Raw genomic sequence first — 21,772 nt, 5'->3', positions numbered from 1 at the left:
GTCACCCGGCCTTCGGAGTGGGGGTCTCGTGCCTGACACCGAGTTCGTTGTCGATGAAGTCGAGGAGCTGGTCGGCTGACGCGGCCTTGAGCCGGTGCGCGGACTCCGTGCTGTTCGCGCTCCGCCTGCGGGTGAGGAGTGCCTCCAGGCGGGCGGTGATCTCGTGCGTGTCGTGATGGCCGTTGTCGGCCAAGGAGTTCTCCAGCCGGGTCAGGTCGGCCAGAACCGTGTCGGCGGCGCGCGGTGGTGGTGCCCCCGTCAGGCGGTTCCGGAGGTGGGTGGCGACGGCCGTCGGGGTCGGGTGGCGGTAGACGAGCGCCGTGGGCAGGCGCAGTCCGGTGTCCGCGGCGAGCCGGTTGCGGAGTTCGACCGCCGTCATCGAGTCGAGGCCGAGCTGTTTGAACGTGGCGTCGCCGCGCAGGGTTTCGGGGTCGTCGCGTCCGAGGACCGCTGCCGCGTGGGTGCGTACGGCGTCCACCAGGGCACGGAGTTGTTCGGCGGCGGAGAGGGGGGCGAGCCGGGTGGACCAGTCCGTGGGGGGCTTGTCGGTGGCGGCGGTGCGGCGGGCGGGGGGTTGCGGGCGGGTCGACGTGCGCAGATAAGCGGGCGGGGTGCCGTGGGTCGCGACCAGGAGCGAGCCGCCGTACGCCCGTGCGGTGTCGAGCAGTTCGGGTACGTGGTCGGGTGTGTCGTACGTCAGGGCCAGTCCCCGGCGCAGTGCCACCGCCTCGCAGGCTGCGTCGGCCGCCGAGCGTGGGATGCCGTAGCCGTCCCGGTCGGGGCGCAGGACGGCGAACAGGGCGAGGGGGAGGTGGGCGGTCGCGGTGTCCAGGGTCGCCACGGTTCCGGCGTCCGGGTGGGTGCCGGAGGCGTAGACGACCGCGGTGAGCTGGAGGTCGTCCAGGGGCGGGATGCCGTTCTCGGGGAGGAGCAGCGTCCGGGCGACCTGTCCGGTGCGGGTGAAGTGGTCGCCGATCGCGGTGAGGAGGTCCGTGTCCGGGCCCGCGAGCAGGAGGGTGCCGTCCGGGTCGAGGCGCGGTGGTTCGGTGGGCGCGGGTACGGGGGTGAGGCGGGGGATCAGTACGGTGCCGTCGCGCAGGGCGAGTTGGGGTTCGTCGTCGGCGACCGCGTCGGACAGACCGACGGCCTCTTGTACGACGGGCGGTACGGTCTCCCCGGCATCGAGGGCCGTCTCCACCGGCGTCCACCGCAGCGCGTACAGCGCCGGTCCGGCCCTCAACTGCCCTGCCTCGGCCGCGACAAGGACAAGGCTCTCGCACGTCAGCACCTCCTCCCCCGCCGGGTCGCTGACCACGACCCGCCAGGTCTTCTCCCCGCCGAGCGGGGTGAGGCGGACGCGTACGGTGGACGCGCCCGTGGCCCGCAGCCGTACCCCGTCGAAGGTGAACGGCAGCCACACCGCACCGGCTCCGGGCGGGTCCGTGCCGAGGGTCGCAGGGTGGAGCGCGGCATCGAGCAGGGCCGGATGGATGCCGTAACCGTCGGTGCCGCGCGCCTCCTCGGGCAGCACGGCCTCGGCGTACAGCTCCCCGCCCCTGCGCCAGAGCGAGCGCAACCCCCTGAACACGGGCCCGTATCGCACGTCGTCCCGCTCGTAGAACCCGCTCAGCTCGACGGGTTCGGCCCCCGGCGGCGGCCACGCCTCGTCCCCGATCGCGGTCTCCGCACCGGCCTCCGACGCGAGCTGTCCCTCGGCATGGCAGGTCCAGGCCGCCGTGCCGTCGGGGCGGGCGTGGACGCGCAGTTCGCCCTTCCCGGCCACGATCTGCACCTGGAGCCCGCCGCTGTCGGGCAGCACCAGCGGCACCGTGAACGTCAGGTCGTCGACCCCCGCGTACCCCGCCTCGTCGGCGGCCCGCAACGCCCACTCGACGACGGCCGACGCGGGCACGACGGTGTTGCCGAGGAGCGTGTGCTGGGCGAGCCAGGGCTGGCCGTCCCGGCTGATCCGCCCGGTGAGCAACCACCCGTCCCCGTCGGCGAGTTCGACGGCCGTCCCCAGCACCGCGTGCCCGGACGTGTCCGTGACCCCGCTCGGGGCGTCCAGCCAGTACCGGCACCGCTGGAAGGGGTAGGTGGGCAGCTCCACCATGGGCAGCCCCGCTCCGGCCGGGAACCACTTCTCCCACCGCACGTCGCACCCGGCGACGAACGCGTGCGCCAGCGACTGCGCCACCCGGTACGGCCCGTCGTCGTGACGGCGCAGCGTCGGTACGGCGACGGCGTCCGTATCGGCCTCCTCGAAGGACTCCGCCAGCGCCGGGACGAGCACGGGATGGCTGCTGGCCTCGATGAACACCCGGTGTCCGGCGCCCAGCAGAGCGCTCACGGCATCGGCGAACCGCACCGGCCGCCGCAGGTTGGTGACCCAGTACCCGGCGTCGAGGCTCGCGGTGTCGATCCGGGTCCCCGTCACGGCGGAGTAGAACGCCACCGGGGCCGACGAGGGTGCAACTCCCGCCAGGACTCCGGCGAGTTCGTCCGCGATGGCGTCGACCTGAGGACTGTGCGAGGCGTAGTCCACGTCGATGAGCCGCCCGCGCAGCCCTCGCGCCTCCGTGTCGGCGACGACGGCCGCGACCTCGGCGGGCGGTCCCGAGATCACCGTGGACGACGGCCCGTTGACGGCGGCGACCCCCACCCCTTCGTACGGGCCGACGAGTTCGGCGGCCTCCGCCCGCCCCACCCCGAGCGAGGCCATCGCGCCGGACCCGGCGAGCTTGCGCAGCGCGCGGCTGCGCAGGGCCACGACCTTCGCGCCGTCCTCCAGCGTGAGCGCTCCGGCGACGCAGGCGGCGGCGATCTCCCCTTGCGAGTGGCCGACGACGGCGGCGGGCCGGACGCCGTACTCGGCCCACACGGCGGCGAGGGAGACCATCACCGCCCACAGCACCGGCTGTACGACGTCGACCCTCGTCAACTCCTGGCCGTCGCCGCGCAGTACGCCGGTGAGCGACCAGTCGACGTACGGCGAGAGCGCGGTCTCGCACGCGGCGACGCGGGCGGCGAACACCGGTGACGTGTCGAGGAGCCGGGCTCCCATTCCGGCCCACTGGGAGCCTTGGCCCGGGAACACCAGCACCGGTCCGGGGCCGATGTCGGCGGCCACGGCGGACACGGTCTCGTGTCCGAGCAGGACGGCCCGGTGCTCGAACACGGTGCGGGTCGTGGCGAGTGCCCGGCCCACCTCTGTGGGGGAGGCATCGGTCAACTCGCCCAGTCGGCGCACCTGTTCGGCCAGGGCCGGCGCGCTGCGCGCGGAGACGGCCCAGGGCGCGACCTCCAGCTCCTCGGCGGGGGGTGTCTCGGCGGAGGGCGGTGCCTCCTCCAGGACGACGTGCGCGTTGGTCCCCGAGATCCCGAACGACGACACCCCCGCCCTGCGCACCCGCGCGCCCCGGGTCCACGGCACGGCCTCGGTGAGCAGCCGTACCGCTCCCGCCGACCAGTCCACGTGCCGGCTCGGCTCGTCGACGTGGAGGGTGGCGGGGAGATGTTCGTGCCTCAGTGCCATGACCGTCTTGATCACTCCGGCGATGCCCGCCGCCGCCTGGGTGTGTCCGATGTTCGACTTCAGCGAGCCGAGCCACAGCGGTTCGGTCCGGTCCTGGCCGTACGTCGCGATGAGGGCCTGGGCCTCGATCGGGTCGCCGAGGGTGGTGCCGGTGCCGTGGGCCTCCACGGCGTCGATGTCGGCGGCCGTGAGCCGGGCGTCGGTGAGGGCGGCGCGGATGACGCGTTGCTGCGCGGGGCCGTTGGGGGCGGTGAGTCCGTTGCTGGCGCCGTCCTGGTTGACGGCCGAGCCGCGGACGACGGCCAGGACGCGGTGGCCGGAACGCCTCGCCTCGGAGAGGCGTTCCAGGAGGACGAGCCCGACGCCCTCGGCCCACCCCGTGCCGTCGGCCGCCGCAGCGAACGGTTTGCAGCGGCCGTCGGGGGCCAGACCGCGCTGGCGGGAGAACTCGGTGAACATGCCCGGGGTGGCGAGGACGGTGGCTCCCCCGGCGAGGGCGAGCCGGCACTCGCCGCGCCGCAGGGCCTGGGCGGCGAGGTGGAGGGTGACCAGGGACGACGAGCAGGCGGTGTCGACGGTCAGCGCCGGTCCTTCGAGGCCGAAGGTGAACGCGAGGCGGCCCGAGGCGACGCTCGGGGTGCTGCCGGTCAGGAGGTAGCCGTCGGTGGCCGGGGCGGGTTCGTGCAGGCGGGGGCCGTAGTCCTGGCCGGTCATGCCGATGAACACGCCGGTGGAACTGCCTTTGAGGGAACGGGGGTCGAGGCCCGCCCGCTCGAACGCCTCCCAGGCGCACTCCAGGAGCAGCCGTTGCTGCGGGTCGACGGCGAGCGCCTCGCGGGGGCTGATGCCGAAGAACTCGGCGTCGAAGCCGGCCGCGTCGTAGAGGAATCCGCCGTGGCGGGTGTGGCTGGTGCCGGGCCGGTCGGGGTCGGGGTGGAAGAGGTGTTCCAGGTTCCAGCCCCGGTCGGTGGGGAAGTCGCCGATCGCGTCGGTGCCGTCGGCGAGCAGCCGCCAGAGCGCTTCGGGGGAGTCGGCGCCGCCGGGGTAGCGGCAGCTCATGGCGACGACGGCGATCGGGTCGTCGTCCGGCGCCACGGGGACCGGGGTGGGTGCGGGGTCGGGGGGTGTGCCGGTGAGCAGACCGGTCAGGTGGCCGGCGACGGCGTCCGGGGTGGGGTGGTCGAAGGTGAGGGTGGCGGTGAGGCCGAGGCCGGTCGCGGTGCGCAGGCGTTCGCCGAGTTCGGCGGCGGCGGCCGAGTCGAAGCCCAGTTGTTTGAAGGTGTGGGTGGGGTGGACGGCGGCGGGGGTGGCGCCGAGTACGGCCGCGACGTGTTCGCGGACGAGCGCGAGGGCGTCGGGCCTCTCCAGTACCGGCGCCTTCGGAGGCACCGCGCCTTGCGGAGGCACCGCGTCCTGCGGGGGCTCTTGCGGCACCGCCCCCGGCCAGTACCGCTCCCGCTGGAAGGCGTAGGTGGGCAACTCCACCCGGGCGCCCCGCCCTTGAGCACCCCGCCCTTGACCGCCTCGCCCTTCAGCACCCCGCCCTTCAGCACCGCAGCCTTGAGCGAAGTCGACCTCCCCACCCCGCACATACGCCTGCGCGAGCGCTGCAATGAACGTGCTGACCTCATCCCTCCCCCGCCGCCCCACCGGCACCACCACAGGCCGCCGCCGCACCCCCTCCGGGAAGCACTCCCGCGCCATCGCCGTCAGTTGTGCGTCCGGCCCGAGTTCGAGAAACGTGGTCACTCCCCGCGCACACATCCCCCGCACCCCCGCCAGGAACTGCACAGGCTCGCGCGCATGCCGGGCCCAGTACTCCGGATCGGCGAGCCCGTCCCCGATCAGCTCACCGGTCACGCCGGAGACGATGGGCACGACCGGCTCCCGGAAGGTCAACCCGGCGGCGACGGCGCGCAGTTCGTCGAGCACGGCGTCCATGTGCGGCGAGTGGAACGCGTGGCTGACCTTCAGCCGGCTGACTTTCCGCCCCCGTTCCCGCCACCCGGCCGTCAGCGCCTCCACGGTCTCGCGGTCCCCGGAAATCACCACGGCCGTCGGCCCGTTGACGGCGGCCACAGCGACCCGCTCTTCGTGCCCGGCGAGCATCTCCCGCGCCTCCTGGGCGCTCGCCTGCCACGCGGCCATCGCGCCCGTCGCCGTCACCCCCTGCATGAGCCGTCCGCGCGCGGCCACCAGGGCGCTCGCGTCGTCCAGGGAGAGGACTCCGGCGACGTGCGCGGCGGCGATCTCCCCCACCGAGTGGCCCAGCAGGCAGTGGGCGGTCAGTCCGAAGGACTCGGCGAGGCGGTACAGGCTCGTCTCGACGGCGAAGAGGGCGGGCTGGGTGTAGCCGGTACGGTCGAGCGGCTCGCGGTCGTCACCGAGGACGATGTCCCGCAGCGGCCGGTCGAGGTGGGCGTCGAGCGCCGCGCACGCCGTGTCGAGGGCGTCGGCGAAGACGGGGAAGGCGGCGTACAACTCGCGGCCCATGCCGGGGCGTTGAGCGCCCTGGCCGCTGAAGAGGAACGCCCGCTCGCCCTCGGGGTCCACCTCGCCCCGTACGACGGACGCGCTCTGGCCGCCCTTCGCGAGCACGTCGAGGGCGTCGAGGAGTTCCCCGGTGTCCTGGCCGAGGAGGACCGCGCGGTGGGCGAGGGCGGTTCGGGTGGTGGACAGGGCGCGGCTCACCCGGACGGCGTCCGGTTCGGTCAAGTGGCCTCGCAGGCGGGCGGCTTGGGCCTGGAGGGCGGGAGCGGTGTGGGCGCTGACTGTCCAAGTCACCGGCCCGGTCCAGGAGTTGGGGCCGACCGCCGGAGGGGGCGGTGCGGCATCCAGGATCAGGTGGGCGTTGGTGCCGCCCATCCCGAAGGACGAGACTCCGGCGATCGGTGCGCGTTCCGGGCACGGCCAACTGCCGTGTTCGGTACGGACGGTGAGGCCGAGGTCGGCCAGCGGGAGCGCGGCGGCGGTGAAGTGGAGGCTCGGGGCGAGTTCGCGGTGGTGGATGCTGAGCGCCGTCTTGAGGAGGCCGACGATTCCGGCGGCGGCTTCGAGGTGGCCGACGTTCGTCTTCGCGGAGCCGACGGCCAGCGGTTCGGTGCGGGCCTCGTCCTGACCGAGGGCGGCGCCGAGCGCGGCGGCCTCGATGGGGTCGCCCACGGGGGTGCCGGTGCCGTGGAGTTCGACGTACTGCACCTCGTGCGGCCGTATCCCGGCGTTCGCGCAGGCGAGCCGTACGACGTCGCGCTGGGCCTGTTCGCTGGGGCGGGTGAGGCCGTCGGTGGCGCCGTCGCTGTTGACGGCCGAGCCCCGGATCAGGCAGTAGATGGGGTCGCCGTCGCGCAGGGCGGCCGTGAGGGTCTTGAGGACGACGAGGCCGCCGCCCTCGCCGCGGACGAACCCGTCGGCGTCCGCGTCGAAGGTGCGGCAGCGGCCGTGGGCGGAGAGACCGCCGAAGCGGGCGTCGGCGAGCCGGGTGGTGTGCGGGGAGCAGATGAGGCTGGCGCCGCCCGCGAGGGCGAGCGTGCAGTCGCCGTGCCTCAGGCTCTCGCAGGCGAGGTGGACGGCGACGAGGGAGGAGGACTGGGCGGTGTCGACCGTGAGGCTCGGGCCGGTCAGGTCGTAGGTGTAGGAGAGGCGGTTGGCGAGGGCGCTGCGGTGGACGCCGGTCATGGTGTGGCGGGTGAGGGGCTGGCCGGGGACGCGGGAGTAGTCGTCCCACAGGGCGCTGACGAACACGCCGGTGCGGCTGCGGGCCAGGGTGGGCGGGCGGATGCCGGCGTCCTCCAGGGCCTCCCAGCCGAGTTCGAGGAGCAGGCGTTGCTGGGGGTCCGTCGCCGTCGCCTCGGCGGGGGCGATGTGGAAGAAGGCCGCGTCGAAGGTGTCGATGCGGTCCAGGTAGCCGCCGGGGCCCTCCAGCGCCGAGTCGGTGCGGCGCTGTTCGGGGGGTGTGTCGGTGACCGCGTCGCGGCCCTCGCACAGGAGGGCCCACCAGGAGGCGGGGTCGGGTGCGCCGGGCAGGCGGCAGGCCATGCCGACGACGGCGATCGGTTCGGGGACCGTGGTCCTCGTATCAGCCGTGGCCGTCGGGGGGACGACCGGCTGCCGTTTGACGTCCATGGCGCTCCCGGTCCGAAATCGGAGATCACTACCGGTACGCGGCTCATCCTGGGCGGGTGTTCTAAAGGGGACCCAAACCCCGGCTTTGCCGTACGTCCCTTTAGCCCGGCGCTATGCGGTGGGGTCAGGGTCGGTCGCACGCAGGGCGAGGAGGGAGAGGCGATGGGCGGGGTGTGGCTGCGCCGGTACCACGAGGCGGCGCACGGTGCGGTACGGCTGGTGTGTTTCCCGTTCGCGGGCGGCTCGGCGAACTATTTCCTGGGCCTGTCGCGGCTGCTCGCGCCGGACGTCCAGGTCCTGGCGGTGCAGTACCCGGGGCGGCAGGACCGGCGGCACGAGCCGTGCGTGGAGTCGGTCCCGGCGCTGGCGGACGGCGTCGTCGGCGAGCTTCCTGCGGACGGGGACGGTGCTGACATCGCCCTGTTCGGGCACAGCATGGGCGCGCTCGTCGCGTTCGAGACGGCGCTGCGCCGCGCCCCGGCCCACCTGTTCGTGTCCGGCGCCGTGGCGCGCCCGTACCGTCCGGGTCGCCCGGTCACCGAGGAGGACGTCCTGGCCCATCTGCGGGAGATGGGCGGCACCGATGCCCGTCTCTTCGCGAACCCGGAGTTGCAGCGCCTGGTCCTGCCCGTGCTGCGGGCGGACTACCAGGCGGTGGCCGCGTACGATCCGCCGGGCGCGGTCCGGCTGCCCTGTCCGGTCACGGCGTTGATCGGCGACCGGGATCCCCGGACGACTCCGCTGGAGGCGGCCACCTGGCGAGGCCGTACGGATGCCGCTTTCGACCTCCAGGTGCTGCCGGGCGGGCATTTCTATCTGGACGCGTGCCAGGAGCGCGTGGCGGGCATCGTCACCGGGGCTCTGGCGCGCCGCTGACGCCAGAGTGCGCGAAAAGGCCCCGGAGCGCGCGAAGACCCCGCGCGTCCCGCCGGGGGATTTATCCGGGGCGCGCGGGGTCGTCCGGGTGGGCCCGGGTCAGGGGCGCAGGTCCTCCAGGCAGTGCAGGGCTTCGTCGAGGGCGGTCGGGAAGTCCATGTCGGGGTCGTTCGCCCACTCCAGGGAGACGTGGAGCATGACGCCGAACACGGCTCCGGCGTAGGCGCGGACCGCTGCCTCGGTGGTCTCGCGGCCGGTGCGCTTGGCGACCTGTTCGGCCATGACCTGCATGGACCGGCTGATGCTGCCGAGTCCGGCGCCCCACAGCTCGGGTTCGGAGACGATGAGTATCCACCGCTCGCGCTGGAGGGCGAGTTCCTCCGCGGTGACGTCGTCGAGCATGGTCCTGATCGCCTGGCGTTCCGCCTTGATGAGCGGGAGGTCGGGCGACTGGGCCTGGAACATCATCGCGAAGGGCAGGTCGTAGTCGCGGGTGAAGACGAGGTCCTGTTTGGTCGGGAAGTAGCGGAAGACGGTGCTGGGAGCGACTTCGGCGGCTTCGGCGATCTGCTCGACCGTCGTACCGGAGTAGCCCTGTTCTCTGAACAGCCGCACCGCCTCGCGCTGGATCGCGGCCTTGGTCCTGGCTTTCTTGCGTTCCCTGAGGCCGGGCCCGGTCTTCTTGGCCTGGTCAGGCGGCGTCTGCGGCATCATGCTCAGATTCTGGGGCCTTGGCCGTGCTCTGCCCAACCTCGCGCGGCAGCCATACGACGGCGATGAGGACGCCGAGGAGTCCGAGGAAGCCGGAGACGACGAGCACGATGTCGAGTGCGCTGACGAACGAGTTCCGTACGGAGTCCGCGAAGGAGGAGGAGCTGATGGAGCGGGCGACGGCCAGGCCGCCGAAGACGGAGTCCTTGGCCGCTTCCTGCGCCGCCGCCGGTACGCCGCCGAGGTCGAGGTCGCCGCGGTAGTTGCTGTTGAGGATGGAGCCGAGGATCGCGGCGCCGAAGCTGCCGCCGACGGTGCGGATGGACTGGTTCACGGCGGCGCCGACGCCGGCGCTGTCGTCGGAGAGGGCGCCGAGGGCGGCGTCCATGACGGTGGGCAGGGCGAGGCCGAGGCCGAGGCCGTAGGCGGCGGTCCAGGCGGCGGCGAGCCCGGTGCCGCTGCCGACGTCGGTGGTGCCGCCGTAGAAGAGCGCGGCGCCCAGGAGCGCGAAGCCGATGCCGACGGAGGTCTTCGGGCCGAGCGCCTTGGCCACCTTGTTGGCGACGGTGACGCCGACGAGGAGGCCGCCGACCATCGGCAGGAGCCGGAAGCCGCTGCCCATGGCGTCGGTGCCGAGGATGGCCTGGTAGTACTGCGGCATCGTGAACAGCACGCCGAACATGGTGAAGTTGATGACCGTGCCGAGCATGGTGCCGGAGTTGAAGCGGGCGGACTTGAACAGGGAGAGGTCGACGAGGGGGTCGAGGGTGCGCTTCTCCCACATCACGAAGGCGACGAGGGCGACGAGTCCGGCGACCATCGAGGCGAGCGTGGTGGCGTCGGTCCAGCCCGCGTCGCCGCCCCGGATGACGCCGTAGGTGAGGGCGGTGAGGCCGAGGCTGGACAGGAGCAGGCCGCCGAGGTCGAAGGGCTTGGCCTCCTTGGCCTTGGACTCGGGGAGCCAGGCGGACACGGCGAGGTAGGCGACGATCACGACGGGGACGTTGATCAGGAAGACCGAGCCCCACCAGAAGTGGTTGAGGAGGTAGCCGCCGAGGATGGGGCCCAGCGGGTAGGCGAGCATCGCGGCGCCCGCGACGGCGCCGATCGCCTTGGGCCGTTCCTCGTCGTCGAACATCACCGGCAGCAGGGCCAGGATCGTCGGCATGATCAGGGCGCCGCCGAGGCCGAGGACGGCCCGCGCGCCGATGAAGACGCCGGAGGACGTGGCGTAGGCGCAGGCCAGCGAGCTGATCCCGAAGATGACCAGCGCGACCAGCAGCACCTTCTTGCGGCCGAAGCGGTCACCGAGCATCCCGGCGGGGATCATGCCGGCCGCGAACACGAGCGTGTACGAGGTGACGAACCACTGGAGCTCGGCGTTGTTCGCGCCCAGGTCCTCGGCCATCGCCGGCAAGGCGAGGCTCAGGATCGTGACGTCGAAGCCGACGGCCATCGACGCGAGCACGAGAGCTGCGACAGCCCACCACCTGCGCGCACCCAGTTCTTTCACGGGAGTCAACCTTCCAATGCGAGCGGAACTTCTAGTCGGAGCCTACTCTCATTTTCTCTCCGTGGGCACCACCGCGTCACCTCTCTTAGGGGTGAACGCCCGGCAGCCCTAGGGGGTCTTGAGGGGCGGCGCTGGGGTTGTCCCCGGCGCCGCCGCGCCGTGACGCTGAGCGACGTGACCAAGAACGCGACGCCCAAGAAGCCGCCGACGGTGAACAGGACCGTCGCCCCGCAGCCCCGCCGCGTCGGGGACTACTACGACCACAAGGTCTTCGACCTGATGACCCAGCTCGGGGACGGGAACCTGCACTACGGCTACTGGCACGACGACAGCGACCGGGCCACGTTCGACGAGGCCATGGTCCAGATGACCGACGAGATGATCCGCCGCCTCGACCCGGCCCCCGGCGACCGGGTCCTCGACGTCGGCTGCGGCAACGGCACCCCCGCGCTCCAGCTCGCCCGCGCCCGCGACGTCCACGTCGTCGGGATCTCCGTCAGCGCCCGCCAGGTCGAGCGCGGCAACCGGCGCGCCCAGGAGGCGGGACTCGCGGACCGGGTCCGGTTCGAGCAGATCAACGCGATGGACCTGCCCTTCGAGGACGGCTCCTTCGACCGCGCCTGGGCCCTGGAGTCGATGCTGCACATGCCGGACAAGCGGCAGGTCCTCGCCGAGATGTGCCGCGTGGTGCGCCCCGGCGCGCGCATCCCCATCGCCGACATGGTGTACCTCGGGCCCGAGGCCGGCCGCGGTCCCTCCGTCACCGTCAGCGACACCCACATCTACGCCTCGCTCACCGACATCGAGGACTACCCCGACGTGATCCGCGCGGCCGGCCTGTCCGTCCTCGAACTCACCGACATCACCCACGAGACCGCCCGCACGAACGACGGCTACCTCGACTGGATCCGCGCCCACCGGGACGAGTACGTCGACATCATCGGCGTCGAGGGGTACGAACTCATCGTGCACAACCAGCAGGCCCTGGGCCGGATGCCGGAGCTGGGCTACATCTTCGCGACCGCGCAACGCCCCGGCCCGTGAGGAAACTGCGCGTCCCGGTGTCGCCGTCGGTGTCCCTGAACGTCCGGCACCGGGACCCCTCGGGCCCCACCGCCCCGCGCCGCCCCTTCGTCCTCCTGCACGGCATGCTGTCCAACGCCCGCATGTGGGACGAGGTCGCCGACCTGCTGGCCGCCGCCGGACACCCGGTGTACGCCGTCGACCAGCGCGGGCACGGCGAGTCGGACGCACCGCCGGACGGCTACGAGCACGCGGCCGTCGTCGCCGACGTGGCGAGGGCGACCAGCGCCCTGGGCCTGAGGGACGTCCTGCTGGCGGGCCACTCCTGGGGCGGCCACCTCGGTCTGCGGCTCACCGCCGAGCACCCGGGGCTCGTCCGCGCCCTGGCCCTGGTGGACGGCGGCTGGTACGAGTTCGACGGGCCGGTGATGCGGTCCTTCTGGGAGCGCACCGCCGAGGTCGTCCGGCGCGCCCAGAACGGCACCACCACCGCCGCCGACATGCGCGCCTACCTGGAAACCACGCACCCCGCCTGGTCCCCGGCCGCCGTCGAGGCCCGCCTCGCTGACTACCGCGTCGGACCCGGCGGCCTGCTCACCCCCCGGCTGAGCGCCGAGCAGGTCATGTCGATCGTCGGGAGCCTCCAGCGCGAACGGCCCGCCGACTGGTACCCGAAGGTGACGGTCCCGGTGCTGCTCCTGCCGGTCGTCCCGGCGCTGCCCGGCCTCGCCGATCAGGTGCGCGACTGGGTGGCCGCCGCCGAGGCCGCCCTGGAGCGGGTGCGGGTGCGCTGGTACCCGGGCACGGACCACGACGTGCACGCCGACGCGCCCGGCGAGGTCGCCGCCGACCTCCTCGCGCTGGCCCGCGAGGCGGACCGGCAGGAGCGAGGAGGGAGTCAGCAAGGAGGGAGTTAGCACCGCTTAAGCCACCGCGGCGACCCTGACGGCGTCGTCTGCCGGGCCCCGTGCCGTACAGGAAGGCTGGCCATTCCCGTGCCGAACGAAGAGCAGCTCGTCGAGTACCTGAAGTGGACGGCCGCGGAACTGCACCAGGCGCGGCAGCGGCTGGCCGACCTCACGGCGGCCCTGCACGAGCCGATCGCCGTCGTGTCCATGGCCTGCCGGCTCCCCGGCAAGGTCAACTCCCCCGAGGACCTGTGGGAGTTGGTGGCCTCGGGGCGCGACGCCGTCACCGGGTTCCCCGACGACCGGGCCTGGACGTTCCCCGCGGAACCCCCGTACGCGCGACTCGGCGGCTTCGTCGACGACCCGGCCGGGTTCGACGCGGGCTTCTTCGGCGTCGGCCCCGACGAGGCGCTGGCCACCGAGCCCCTCCAGCGCATCGTGCTCCAGCTCGCGTGGGAGGCCGTCGAGCGCGCCCGGATCGCCCCGCACACCCTGCGCTCCACCCCCACCGGCGTGTACGTCGGCGCCACCAACCACGACTACGCGACGAACCTCCAGTCCGTCCCCGAACAGCTCCTGCCGTACCTCGGCGGCGGCACCTCCGGGAGCCTGGTGTCCGGCCGGATCGCCTACGCCCTCGGCCTCGAAGGCCCCGCGATCAGCGTCGACACGGCCTGCTCGTCGTCCCTCGTCGCGATCCACCTGGCCTGCCAGGCGCTGCGCCGCGACGAGTGCGGGATCGCGCTCGCCGGGGGCGGCACCGTCATGGCCACCCCGCACACCTTCCACGGTTTCGCCCACCAGAAGTCCCTGGCCCCCGACGGCCGGTGCAAGCCGTTCGCGGCGGCGGCCGACGGCATGGGACTCGCGGAGGGCGTCGCACTGGTCCTGCTGGAGCGGCTCGGCGACGCCCGGCGCGCGGGCCATCCCGTGCTCGCCGTCATCCGGGGCTCGGCGCTCAACCAGGACGGCGCCGGATACGGCCTCGCCGCCCCCAACGGCCCTTCCCAGCAAGGGGTGATCCGGGCCGCGCTGGCCGATGCCGGGCTCGCCGCCGACGACGTCGACGCGGTCGAGGCGCACGGCACGGGGACCCCCATCGGGGACGCCATCGAGGCGCAGGCCCTCCTCGCCACGTACGGGGCACGCCGGTCGCCCGAACGGCCGCTGTGGCTCGGGTCCGTCAAGTCCAACACGGGGCACACGCAGGGGGCGGCCGGTGCCGCCGCGCTGATCAAGATGGTCCAGGCGCTGCGGCACGACACCCTGCCGGCGAGCCTGCACATCGACCGGCCGACGCCGCTGGCGACCTGGAAGAAGGGCGCGGTCCGGCTCCTCACGGACCCGGTGCCCTGGCCGCGCCGCGACACACCCCGGCGGGCCGGGGTCTCCGCGTTCGCGACGTCCGGGACGAACGCCCACCTGATCCTCGAAGAAGCGCCGCCGCCCGGCCCGGCGGCCGACACCGGCGTACCCGGGCGGCCGGTCGCCTGGCCGCTGTCGGCCCGTACCCCCGAGGCGCTGCGCGCGCTGGCGCGGGCGCTGGTGGCGCATCTCGCGGCGGCCGATCCGCCGCCGTCCCCGGCGCAGGTCGCGTACTCGCTCGCGGCCACCCGGACCCCCTTCGAACACCGGGCGGTCGCCGTCGGCGACGGCCTGCCGGACCTGCTGTCCGCGGTGTCCGCGCTGGCCGACGGCGCCGAACACCCCTGGCTGGTCCGGGACCCCGGCCCCGAGGAGGAGACGCCCCCGCCCGTCGTGGCCGCCCACGCCGCCGGTGCGCTCGGCCGCGACGACGTGTGCCGGCTGGTCGGCGCGGGGGACGCGTACGAGTCCGTCCTGGGCGAAGTCGCCCTGGCGGCCGGTGACATCGACTGGCGCCGGCGGCTGAGCTCGCCGCCGTCCCCGGACGACGTACGCGCGACCCTCGCCGCTCTCGCCCGGCTGTACGTCTCCGGCAGCACCGTCGACTGGTCCCTCACCGTCCGGGCCGGGGCCGTCGACCTTCCCGTCTACCCCTTCCGGACCACCCGTTACTGGCTGCACGACCACACCACTCACCCAGGAGCACACATGACCAGCACGCCCGACACCCCCGAGCAGGAGACGACCGCCCTGGAGCGGCAACTCGCCGCGGCCACACCCGAGGAACGGGAACGGCTCCTGGTCGACACGATCCGCAGCGAGGCGAGCACACTGCTCAACACCGACCTCGCCGACGACAGCAACTTCCTGGAGAACGGCCTCAACTCCCTCATGGCCCTGGAACTCACCAAGACCCTCATGGCGCTGACGGGCCTGGAGATAGCCATGGTCGCGATCGTCGAGAACCCCAGCCCCGCCGAACTCGCCCGCCACCTGGGCCAGGAGCTGGCGGAGACCAGCGCCTAGGGCCCTTGGCCCGCACGGGCATCGCGATATAGCGTTAGTCTGCCAGCCTCGGGACACCGCTCAAGAGGACGGGGACGGAAGCGATGCCGGAAGAGATCACGGCCACCGGGAAGCTGCGGGCCTCCCACGCCGACCGGGACCACGTGGTGGACGTCCTGCGCATCTCGGCCGGCGACGGCCGCCTCACCTCGGCCGAGCTGGACGAGCGCATCGAACTCGCCCTGTCCGCCCGCACGATGGACGACCTCACCGTCCTCACCGCCGACCTGCCCCCGGTCTCCACGTCCTCCGGCACGGCCGTCGCCGAGGTCAAGGACGTCCTGCGCATCGAGCAGACGTTCAGCAAGGTCGAGCGGGTGGGCCGCTGGGTCGTACCGCGCCGCCTGGAGCTGGCGACGCAGTGGTGCGACGTGACGCTCGACTTCACGCAGGCGGAGATCACTCAGCCCACGCTGCACATCGACATGGCGGTGTACGGCAAGACCCTGACCCTGATCACCCGCCCCGGCATCGTCGTGGACGCGGACGCCCTCCGTGTCCAGCACGCGAAGGTCAAGTACCGCCGGCGCGACGACTCCACCCCCACGGCCCTCCGCATCGAACTCACCGGCGACAAGGCGTTCGGCCGCGTGATGATCCGTCCGGCGCGGAGGTCGCTGGGGCAGTGGCTGCTGCGCAGGTCGCCGGGCCGCTGAGGCCGGAGCGAGCTGTGTCCCCCGTACACCTCCGGCCTCAGCGGATGACTCCATCGTCGGGGCACCGCGCGCGTCGGCCCAGCCGCTTGGACGGTGTTCGAAGAGTGCAGGTCAGCCGTCCGCGAGGTGCGCGCCGAGAGGTGTGGGGAAGTGGTGGGCGTGGGGGCCCTCGCGCCGGGTGGTGATGAGGCCGGCGTCGCGCAGCAGGGTCGTGTGGTGGGAGACGGTGGCCGGGGAGACCTCGGCGCGGCGGGCGAGTTCGGCGCTGGTGACGCCGTGTCCGGCGACGACGGCGCGCAGGACGGCGGCGCGGGTGGGACCGAGGAGGGCGCCGAGCGCGTGCGGGCCGGGCCGGTGGCCGGGGGTCCAGAGCGGGCCGTGGGCGAGGGGGTAGAACAGGACGAGGGGCTCTTCGGGGGCGTACTGGATCGACACCTCCCGGCCGCCGAACAGGGACGGCACCAGGTGCAGGCCGTGGCCCTTGAGGGGGATGTCGATGTCGTGGTGGGTGGTGGCGATCTCCAGGACCGGGGCTCTCCAGGTGACCGTGGGGTGCAGGCCGCCGAGCAGCGTGTCGAGGCCCTGGGCGAGCAGGGTGCGGGCCAGCGCCGACCGGGTCTCCTCGGCTCGGCCGCGCAGGTGCGCGGTCATCGGTTCGATCGCCGCCTCGTGCCAGTCCCGTACGGCCCGCGCGACCGCGTCGAGGGCGCGCGGGGACCCGGCGGCCAGGTCGTCGGCCCACGACGGCAGGCGGGCGCCGGTGAGGCGGGCGAAGTCTTCGAGGTCCGCGCGCAGGACCCGCCCGGGCGTGTGCAGCAGCGCGTCGAGGCCCTCGTCGAGGCCCAGGCCGCCGGCGGGGGTGAGGAAGTCGGGGATCGCCCGCTTCAGCGTCACCAGCGGGCGCAGCGCGTGGACCGAGGGCGGCACCCGCTGCCGGGCCCAGCGCTGCCAGGGCCCCAACATCGGTCCCGGCCTGCGCTGTTGGAGGACGCGCAGGCTGGTCACGGTCTCGGTGAGGAGCGCGGGACCGTCCGCGAGAGTCACCCGGAGCAGGTCGTCGTGCGTCAAGTGGATCCGGAAAGCCACCGTTTCCCCTCTCAGGCCGTGGCGTGCACACACCAGGTATCCCGGGAGAGGGGGTACGGCCACAAGTGGATCACCGGCCATGTACGGGGTTGGTGCGGGCGTCGGCGCCCGGGCCGGTGCTCGCGCCCGCCCCGTCAGTCGCCCGCCCGCCGCGCGTACGCCTCCGCCAGCAGCAGATACGCCGACGCCGTCCACGTGTACGCCCGGTCCCGCAGCCCCGTCCCCGTCAACGCGTCGAAGTTCTCCGCGAAACCGTGCGTCTCGCACAGCGCCCGGAACCGTGCGTTGATGTCGTCCGCGAGACGTTCGTGGCCCGCGCGGCGCAGGCCGTCCTCGACAAGGATCGTGGCCGGTGCCCAGATGGGCCCGCGCCAGTAGCCGTCGGGCAAGTAGTGCGGGGAGTCGGTGAGTTCGGTCGCGAGGCCGTACGGCGTGAGGTGGGCCTTGATGCGGTCGGCGAGGGTGCCGGCGATGTCCGCGGGAAGGTGCTCGCCGAGGGCGATCGGCATGAGGTCGAGGAGTCCGGCGCTGGTCCAGGTGGCACCGGTGGTGGCGGAGCGGGCGGCGAAGCGGTCACCGGTCCAGAGCTGGTCGAGAAGCGCCGCCTGGGTCCGCGAGGCCAGCTCCGCCCAGCGATCCACGTCGGACGGCCTCTCCAGCTCCCGCGCCAGGTCGGCGAGTTCATGCAGCTGAAGGATCAGGAACGCGGCGAGGTCGGCGGTGACGACCACCCGCTCGGGGTCGAAGGTCGTCGCGTTGTCCCAGCCGCTGTCGTTGCCGTGCTCGTAGTACGGCAGGTCGGCGCCGGGTGCGCGGCGCGCGGTGAGCCAGAAGCCGGTCCAGCGCTCCAACCGCTCGTAGGCTTCGGTGAGTTCGTCCCGCGCAGGGGGTGTGGCGAGCCGGCGGCGCAGGTGACCGAACGCCCAGCCGTGGATGGGCGGCTTGACGAAGTTGCGCAGCACCTCGGAGTGCGTGACCGAGTCGGGCAGCGCACCGCTCGCGTCCTGGTGGTCGAAGGGCAGCGCGAACTGGTCCCACGCCAGGGAGGGGCAACCCGGCGCGAGGGCAAGGGCGTTGAAGCAGTGGTCCCAGCTCCACACCTTGTCCATCCAGTGCTTGGACATGAGGACGCCGGGCCGGGTGACGAGCCCGGTGGGCCGTACGGTCGCCGACCACAGGACGTACGCGGCGAGTTCGGCGGCCGGCGTGTCGTCGGACCGCCAGGGCGCCACGGCGTCGACGAACGCCGCGAACGCCTCCCGCGCCCCCCGCACGACGTCGTCGAAGGACGCCGAGGACGTGTACGCCGGACGCGCGGTGTCGATCTCCTCGACGGCGATCTCCCACTCCCCCGCGACGACGACCCCGCGCTCGGCGCCGCCCAGCGCCTGCGCGCCGAGGACGTCGGCGAGGGTGCCGGACAGGACGGTGACGCGGTAGCGCCGCCCGGTCTCGTACGACGTGAAGACGTGGGCGCCGGTCGCCGGGTCGGGGAAGAAGTACGTCCCGCTGAACGGCGTCAGCGTCGGCGCGGCGGCGTAGACCCCGAGGCCGAGGCCGTTCCCGCGCAGCCGCAGCGTGTCCGGCGTCTCGTAGGCGAGTTCGACGCGCCCGCCCGCACCGGCCCAGCTCAGCAGGGCGGGCGTGGCCTCGATACGGGTCTCGGCGCGCGTGCCGGTCGCCGGGTCGAGGGGGACGAGGCGCAGGACGCCGTGCATGCCGTTCTGGTGCGAGACGAGGTGGAGGTCGTCGGCGTACGTCTTCTCCGCGACGACGGGCGACACGTCGAACCAGGAGCCGGAGAAGCTGAACGGAATGTCGTGGACGGAGAAGGCCGGACCGGAGGGGACGGCGGTCATGGGGGGAGACTCGTTTCTGGAGCAGTTGCAGAGGGGTTTTCAGTCCTTGACCGCACCGGCGGTCACACCGGCGGCGACATAACGCTGAGCGAGGACGAGAATCACGGCGGCGGGGAGCGACGCGACGACCGCGGTGGCCATGACCGCGTTCCATTCCTGGTTGTTGTTGCCGATGTAGTGATAGATCCCGAGCGTGATCGGCTCGTGCGCGCCGCCGTTCACGAGCGTGCTCGCGAACACGAAGTCGGACCAGGACCACAGGAAAGCGAACAGGGAAACGGTGACCACGGCGTTACGGCTCATCGGCAGCACGACGGACCAGAAAGTCCGCAGCGTCCCGGCCCCGTCGGTCTTCGCGGCCTGGAGGAGTTCCCCGGGAATCCCGGACATGAACGCCGTGAAGATGAGCACCCCGAAGGGAACGGCGAGCGTGGAGTCCGCGACGATCAGCCCGGGCACGGATTGCAGCACCCCGAGTTGCAGATAGATCGCGTAGAACCCCATCGCCATGATGATCCCGGGAATCATCTGCGCGGCCAGCAGCACGAAACTCAGCACACCCCCGCCCCTGGGCCGCAGCTTGGCGAGCGCGTACCCGGCGGGAGCCGACAGCGCGACGGTCAGGGCCACCGTCCCGAGCCCGATCAGAAAGCTCGTCCCGAGATAGGGCAGCTGGTCGTCGAGAACCGTCCGGTATCCGTCGAGCGTGCCGTGCAGCGGCAGCAGATCCGGCGGGCTCTTGCGCATGTCCTGGTCCCGGGTGAACGAGACGTTGACCATCCAGTAGACCGGAAAGAGCATCACTCCGGTCAGCATCAGCCCGATTCCGGTCTTCCAGCCCTTTCTCACGACATCGCCTGCTTCCGCTGAACTCTCAGATAGACGAACCCGAAGACCAGCGCGGCGGCGACGAGCAGATTCCCGACGGCCGCGCCGGGCCCGAACGCGGGCAGCAGATTGCCGAATCCGAGCTGATAGGACCAGGTCGCGAACGTGGTGGACGAATCCGCCGGACCACCCTTGGTCATGATCCAGATGATGTCGAACACCTTGAGCGTGTAGATGAGCCCGAGCAGCAGCGTGATCGCGGAAACCGGCCGCAGCAGGGGAAAGGTGATCGACCAGAACCGCTGCCAGGAATTCGCCCCGTCGAGCGAGGCCGCCTCATAAAGGTTCGCGGGAATGGACTGGAGCCCGCTGTAGAGCACGACCAGGTTGAACGGGACGCCGATCCAGATGTTCGCGACGATCACCGAGACCAGCGACCAGGACGGCGACGTCAGCCAGTTGACCGAGCCGAGCCCGACGGCCTTCAGCGCGGCGTTCACGATCCCGGAGTCGCTGTTGAGCATCCAGGACCAGGTGGACGCGGACACGATGAGCGGCAGCAGCCAGGGGACGAGGAAGAGGGCGCGCAGGGTCGCGGAGAGCCGGAAGTGCTGGTTGAAGAAGACGGCGAGGGCGAGCCCGATGGCGTACTGGAAGACGAGGCTCACGGCGGTGAAGAGCACCGTGTGGACGAGCGCGGGCATGAACGTCGGGTCGTCGAGGACGGTCCGGTAGTTGTCGAGCCCGGTGAAGGGCGCGTCGCCGTTCACGAAGGAGCGGACGGTGTAGTGCCTGAGGCTCAGATCGAGGTTGCGGTAGAGGGGATAGGCGTAGAAGAGGACGAGGTAGAGGGTGACCGGCGTGAGGAAGGCCCACGCCGCCCACTGGGAGGAGCGTGGCCGACGGCTCTGGGTCACCTTCCTCACGGACACCTGGTCCCGGGCCATCTGCAACGTCACTTGACCGCGCCCTGCGCCGAAGAGAGCGCGTCCTTGGGCGACTTGGAGCCGCTCAGCGCGGACTGCACGGCCTTCCACAACTGCTCGGAGATCTTCGGGTACTTGGTGCCCAGGTCGTCACTCGTACGCCCCTTGGCCGACTTGACCGCGTCGACCCACGGCTTCAGCGCCGGGGTCGCGGCGACCTGCTTGGCCTGGACGGCGGCGGTGGGGGCGACGTAGGAGAGCGCGGTGTCCGTGTCGTACAGGCCCTGTTCGCTGGTCAGGCAGGTCGCGAGCTTCTGCGAGGTGTCGTAGCGGCCGGTGTCGTCCTGGACAGGGAGGGTGACGAACTCGCCGCCGGTGGGGGCGGGCGCCGTCGCGGCCGAGGCGCCGGGGATCGGGAGGACGCCGTACTCGAAGCCCGCCTTCGCGGCGTTCGCGAGCTGCCAGGTGCCGTTCTCGGCGAAGGCGTAGTCGCCGGTCGCGAACTCCTGCCAGCTCGTGGTCTGGGTGTTGTTGAGGACGGAGTTGGGGGCGTAGCCGTTCTTCAGCCAGTCCTTCCAGAGGGTGAGCGCCGACTCGGCCTGGGTGGAGTCGAGTTGGGTGAGCTGGGCGCCGGATCCCCAGTACCAGGGCAGGAATTGGAAGCTGCCTTCCTCGGTGCCGATCGCGGAGAAGGTGATGCCCTTCTTGCCGGCCTTCTTGACCTTGTCGAGGGCGGCGGTCAGGGAGGGCCAGTCCTTGATGGTGGCGACGTCGACGCCGGCGGCCTTCAGGACGGTCTTGTTGTAGTAGAGGGCGAGGGTGTTGGCGCCGATCGGGGTGCCGTACGTCTTGCCGCCCGCTTGCCCTGCGGCGAGGAGGTTCGGGTCGACCTTGGAGGTGTCGAGCTTGTTCTCGGCGGTCGTGGTGAGGACGCCGGCCTCGGCGAGGGTGGAGACGACCGGGTTGTCGACGACGAGGACGTCCGGGGAGTTGCCCTGCTGGGCCGCGAGGAGCGTCTTGTTGGCGAGGTCGCTGGTGTCGAAGCCGGTGCGCTTCACCTTGACGCCGGCCTCGGTGCCGCAGCGGTCGAGGAGCTTCACCCACGCCGAGTCCTTGGCGAACTGGGGGTAGGGGTCCCAGACGGTGTAGGTGCCGCCGCCGTCGGAGCTCTTGCTGTCGCCGCTGCCCGAGTCGGAGGAGCAGGCGGTGGCAGCCGTGGCGACGGCGAGGGTGGTCAACACGGCGGCGGTCAGACGGCGTTGTCTGGAGGAGCTGTTCATCGCGGGGTTCCTTCGGTGA

Annotated in this window: 13 protein-coding genes; 5 read left to right on the top strand and 8 right to left on the bottom strand. The window is 72.4% G+C overall.

The window, feature by feature from the left end:
• Position 1: 1 nt before the first annotated feature.
• Positions 2 to 7,657 carry a type I polyketide synthase gene (locus J8M50_RS23005; RefSeq protein WP_010356048.1) on the bottom strand — a complete coding sequence of 2,552 codons (7,656 nt, stop codon included), beginning with the start codon at positions 7,655 to 7,657 and terminating at the stop codon, positions 2 to 4.
• A 162-nt stretch (positions 7,658 to 7,819) separates the two neighbouring features.
• Between J8M50_RS23005 and J8M50_RS23000 the strand changes: the two genes are divergently transcribed.
• Complete coding sequence (locus J8M50_RS23000) at positions 7,820 to 8,533, top strand: thioesterase II family protein (RefSeq protein ID WP_010356050.1); 714 nt, start codon at positions 7,820 to 7,822, stop codon at positions 8,531 to 8,533.
• Positions 8,534 to 8,632: 99 nt separating this feature from the next.
• On the opposite strand, the gene J8M50_RS22995 is transcribed toward J8M50_RS23000, so the two are convergent.
• Positions 8,633 to 9,247 carry a TetR/AcrR family transcriptional regulator gene (locus J8M50_RS22995; RefSeq protein WP_029184174.1) on the bottom strand — a complete coding sequence of 205 codons (615 nt, stop codon included), beginning with the start codon at positions 9,245 to 9,247 and terminating at the stop codon, positions 8,633 to 8,635.
• On the bottom strand, positions 9,225 to 10,757 hold the full coding sequence (locus J8M50_RS22990) for a DHA2 family efflux MFS transporter permease subunit (protein WP_223786249.1): 1,533 nt from the start codon (positions 10,755 to 10,757) through the stop codon (positions 9,225 to 9,227). The genes J8M50_RS22995 and J8M50_RS22990 overlap by 23 nt, the downstream gene beginning before the upstream one ends.
• A 174-nt stretch (positions 10,758 to 10,931) precedes the next feature.
• Here J8M50_RS22990 and J8M50_RS22985 point away from each other — a divergent pair, with 174 nt between their 5' ends.
• The 4 genes from J8M50_RS22985 (at position 10,932) to J8M50_RS22960 (ending at position 15,774) form a co-directional block, all read left to right on the top strand.
• Positions 10,932 to 11,801, top strand: coding sequence for an SAM-dependent methyltransferase (locus tag J8M50_RS22985; RefSeq protein ID WP_050371767.1), 870 nt, complete (start codon positions 10,932 to 10,934; stop codon positions 11,799 to 11,801).
• The gene (locus J8M50_RS22980; RefSeq protein WP_100216820.1) at positions 11,798 to 12,697 is read left to right on the top strand and encodes an alpha/beta fold hydrolase; all 900 of its coding nucleotides are present in this window, start codon (positions 11,798 to 11,800) and stop codon (positions 12,695 to 12,697) included. The genes J8M50_RS22985 and J8M50_RS22980 overlap by 4 nt, the downstream gene beginning before the upstream one ends.
• Before the next feature lie 78 nt (positions 12,698 to 12,775).
• Complete coding sequence (locus J8M50_RS49730; RefSeq protein ID WP_010356057.1) at positions 12,776 to 15,079, top strand: beta-ketoacyl synthase N-terminal-like domain-containing protein; 2,304 nt, start codon at positions 12,776 to 12,778, stop codon at positions 15,077 to 15,079.
• An 83-nt stretch (positions 15,080 to 15,162) separates the two neighbouring features.
• Positions 15,163 to 15,774, top strand: a complete 612-nt coding sequence (locus tag J8M50_RS22960; RefSeq protein ID WP_010356058.1) for a DUF1707 SHOCT-like domain-containing protein — start codon at positions 15,163 to 15,165, stop codon at positions 15,772 to 15,774.
• Positions 15,775 to 15,885: 111 nt separating this feature from the next.
• On the opposite strand, the gene J8M50_RS22955 is transcribed toward J8M50_RS22960, so the two are convergent.
• The 5 genes from J8M50_RS22955 to J8M50_RS22935 all read right to left on the bottom strand — a co-directional run bounded on the left by J8M50_RS22955 (position 15,886) and on the right by J8M50_RS22935 (position 21,753).
• Positions 15,886 to 16,860 (bottom strand): ArsR/SmtB family transcription factor, encoded by a 975-nt coding sequence (locus J8M50_RS22955; RefSeq protein WP_010356059.1) that lies wholly within the window; start codon positions 16,858 to 16,860, stop codon positions 15,886 to 15,888.
• 134 nt (positions 16,861 to 16,994) lie between these two features.
• A complete protein-coding gene (locus J8M50_RS22950; protein WP_010356060.1) occupies positions 16,995 to 18,719 on the bottom strand; it encodes an MGH1-like glycoside hydrolase domain-containing protein in 1,725 nt (574 codons plus the stop codon).
• Positions 18,720 to 18,758: 39 nt separating this feature from the next.
• Positions 18,759 to 19,535 (bottom strand): carbohydrate ABC transporter permease, encoded by a 777-nt coding sequence (locus tag J8M50_RS22945; RefSeq protein ID WP_050987302.1) that lies wholly within the window; start codon positions 19,533 to 19,535, stop codon positions 18,759 to 18,761.
• 29 nt (positions 19,536 to 19,564) lie between these two features.
• Positions 19,565 to 20,494, bottom strand: a complete 930-nt coding sequence (locus J8M50_RS22940) for a carbohydrate ABC transporter permease (RefSeq protein WP_050987303.1) — start codon at positions 20,492 to 20,494, stop codon at positions 19,565 to 19,567.
• An 8-nt stretch (positions 20,495 to 20,502) separates the two neighbouring features.
• The gene (locus tag J8M50_RS22935) at positions 20,503 to 21,753 is read right to left on the bottom strand and encodes a sugar ABC transporter substrate-binding protein (RefSeq protein ID WP_010356064.1); all 1,251 of its coding nucleotides are present in this window, start codon (positions 21,751 to 21,753) and stop codon (positions 20,503 to 20,505) included.
• Between the last annotated feature and the right edge of the window lie 19 nt (positions 21,754 to 21,772).

Origin of the sequence: Streptomyces acidiscabies, from assembly GCF_020010905.1 — a bacterium.
Lineage (GTDB): Bacteria > Actinomycetota > Actinomycetes > Streptomycetales > Streptomycetaceae > Streptomyces > Streptomyces acidiscabies.
The sequence above is the reverse complement of the archived record's forward strand: the minus strand, read 5'-3'. Positions and strand labels throughout refer to the sequence as shown.

What these genes read in the sequence shown, in the direction of transcription:
- J8M50_RS22935 (WP_010356064.1), bottom strand. Translation starts at nt 21,753, where the DNA reads ATGAACAGCTCCTCCAGACAACGCCGTCTGACCGCCGCCGTGTTGACC.
- J8M50_RS23000 (WP_010356050.1), top strand. Translation starts at nt 7,820, where the DNA reads ATGGGCGGGGTGTGGCTGCGCCGGTACCACGAGGCGGCGCACGGTGCG.
- J8M50_RS22995 (WP_029184174.1), bottom strand. Translation starts at nt 9,247, where the DNA reads ATGATGCCGCAGACGCCGCCTGACCAGGCCAAGAAGACCGGGCCCGGC.
- J8M50_RS22950 (WP_010356060.1), bottom strand. Translation starts at nt 18,719, where the DNA reads ATGACCGCCGTCCCCTCCGGTCCGGCCTTCTCCGTCCACGACATTCCG.
- J8M50_RS22960 (WP_010356058.1), top strand. Translation starts at nt 15,163, where the DNA reads ATGCCGGAAGAGATCACGGCCACCGGGAAGCTGCGGGCCTCCCACGCC.
- J8M50_RS22945 (WP_050987302.1), bottom strand. Translation starts at nt 19,535, where the DNA reads ATGCTGACCGGAGTGATGCTCTTTCCGGTCTACTGGATGGTCAACGTC.
- J8M50_RS23005 (WP_010356048.1), bottom strand. Translation starts at nt 7,657, where the DNA reads ATGGACGTCAAACGGCAGCCGGTCGTCCCCCCGACGGCCACGGCTGAT.
- J8M50_RS22940 (WP_050987303.1), bottom strand. Translation starts at nt 20,494, where the DNA reads ATGGCCCGGGACCAGGTGTCCGTGAGGAAGGTGACCCAGAGCCGTCGG.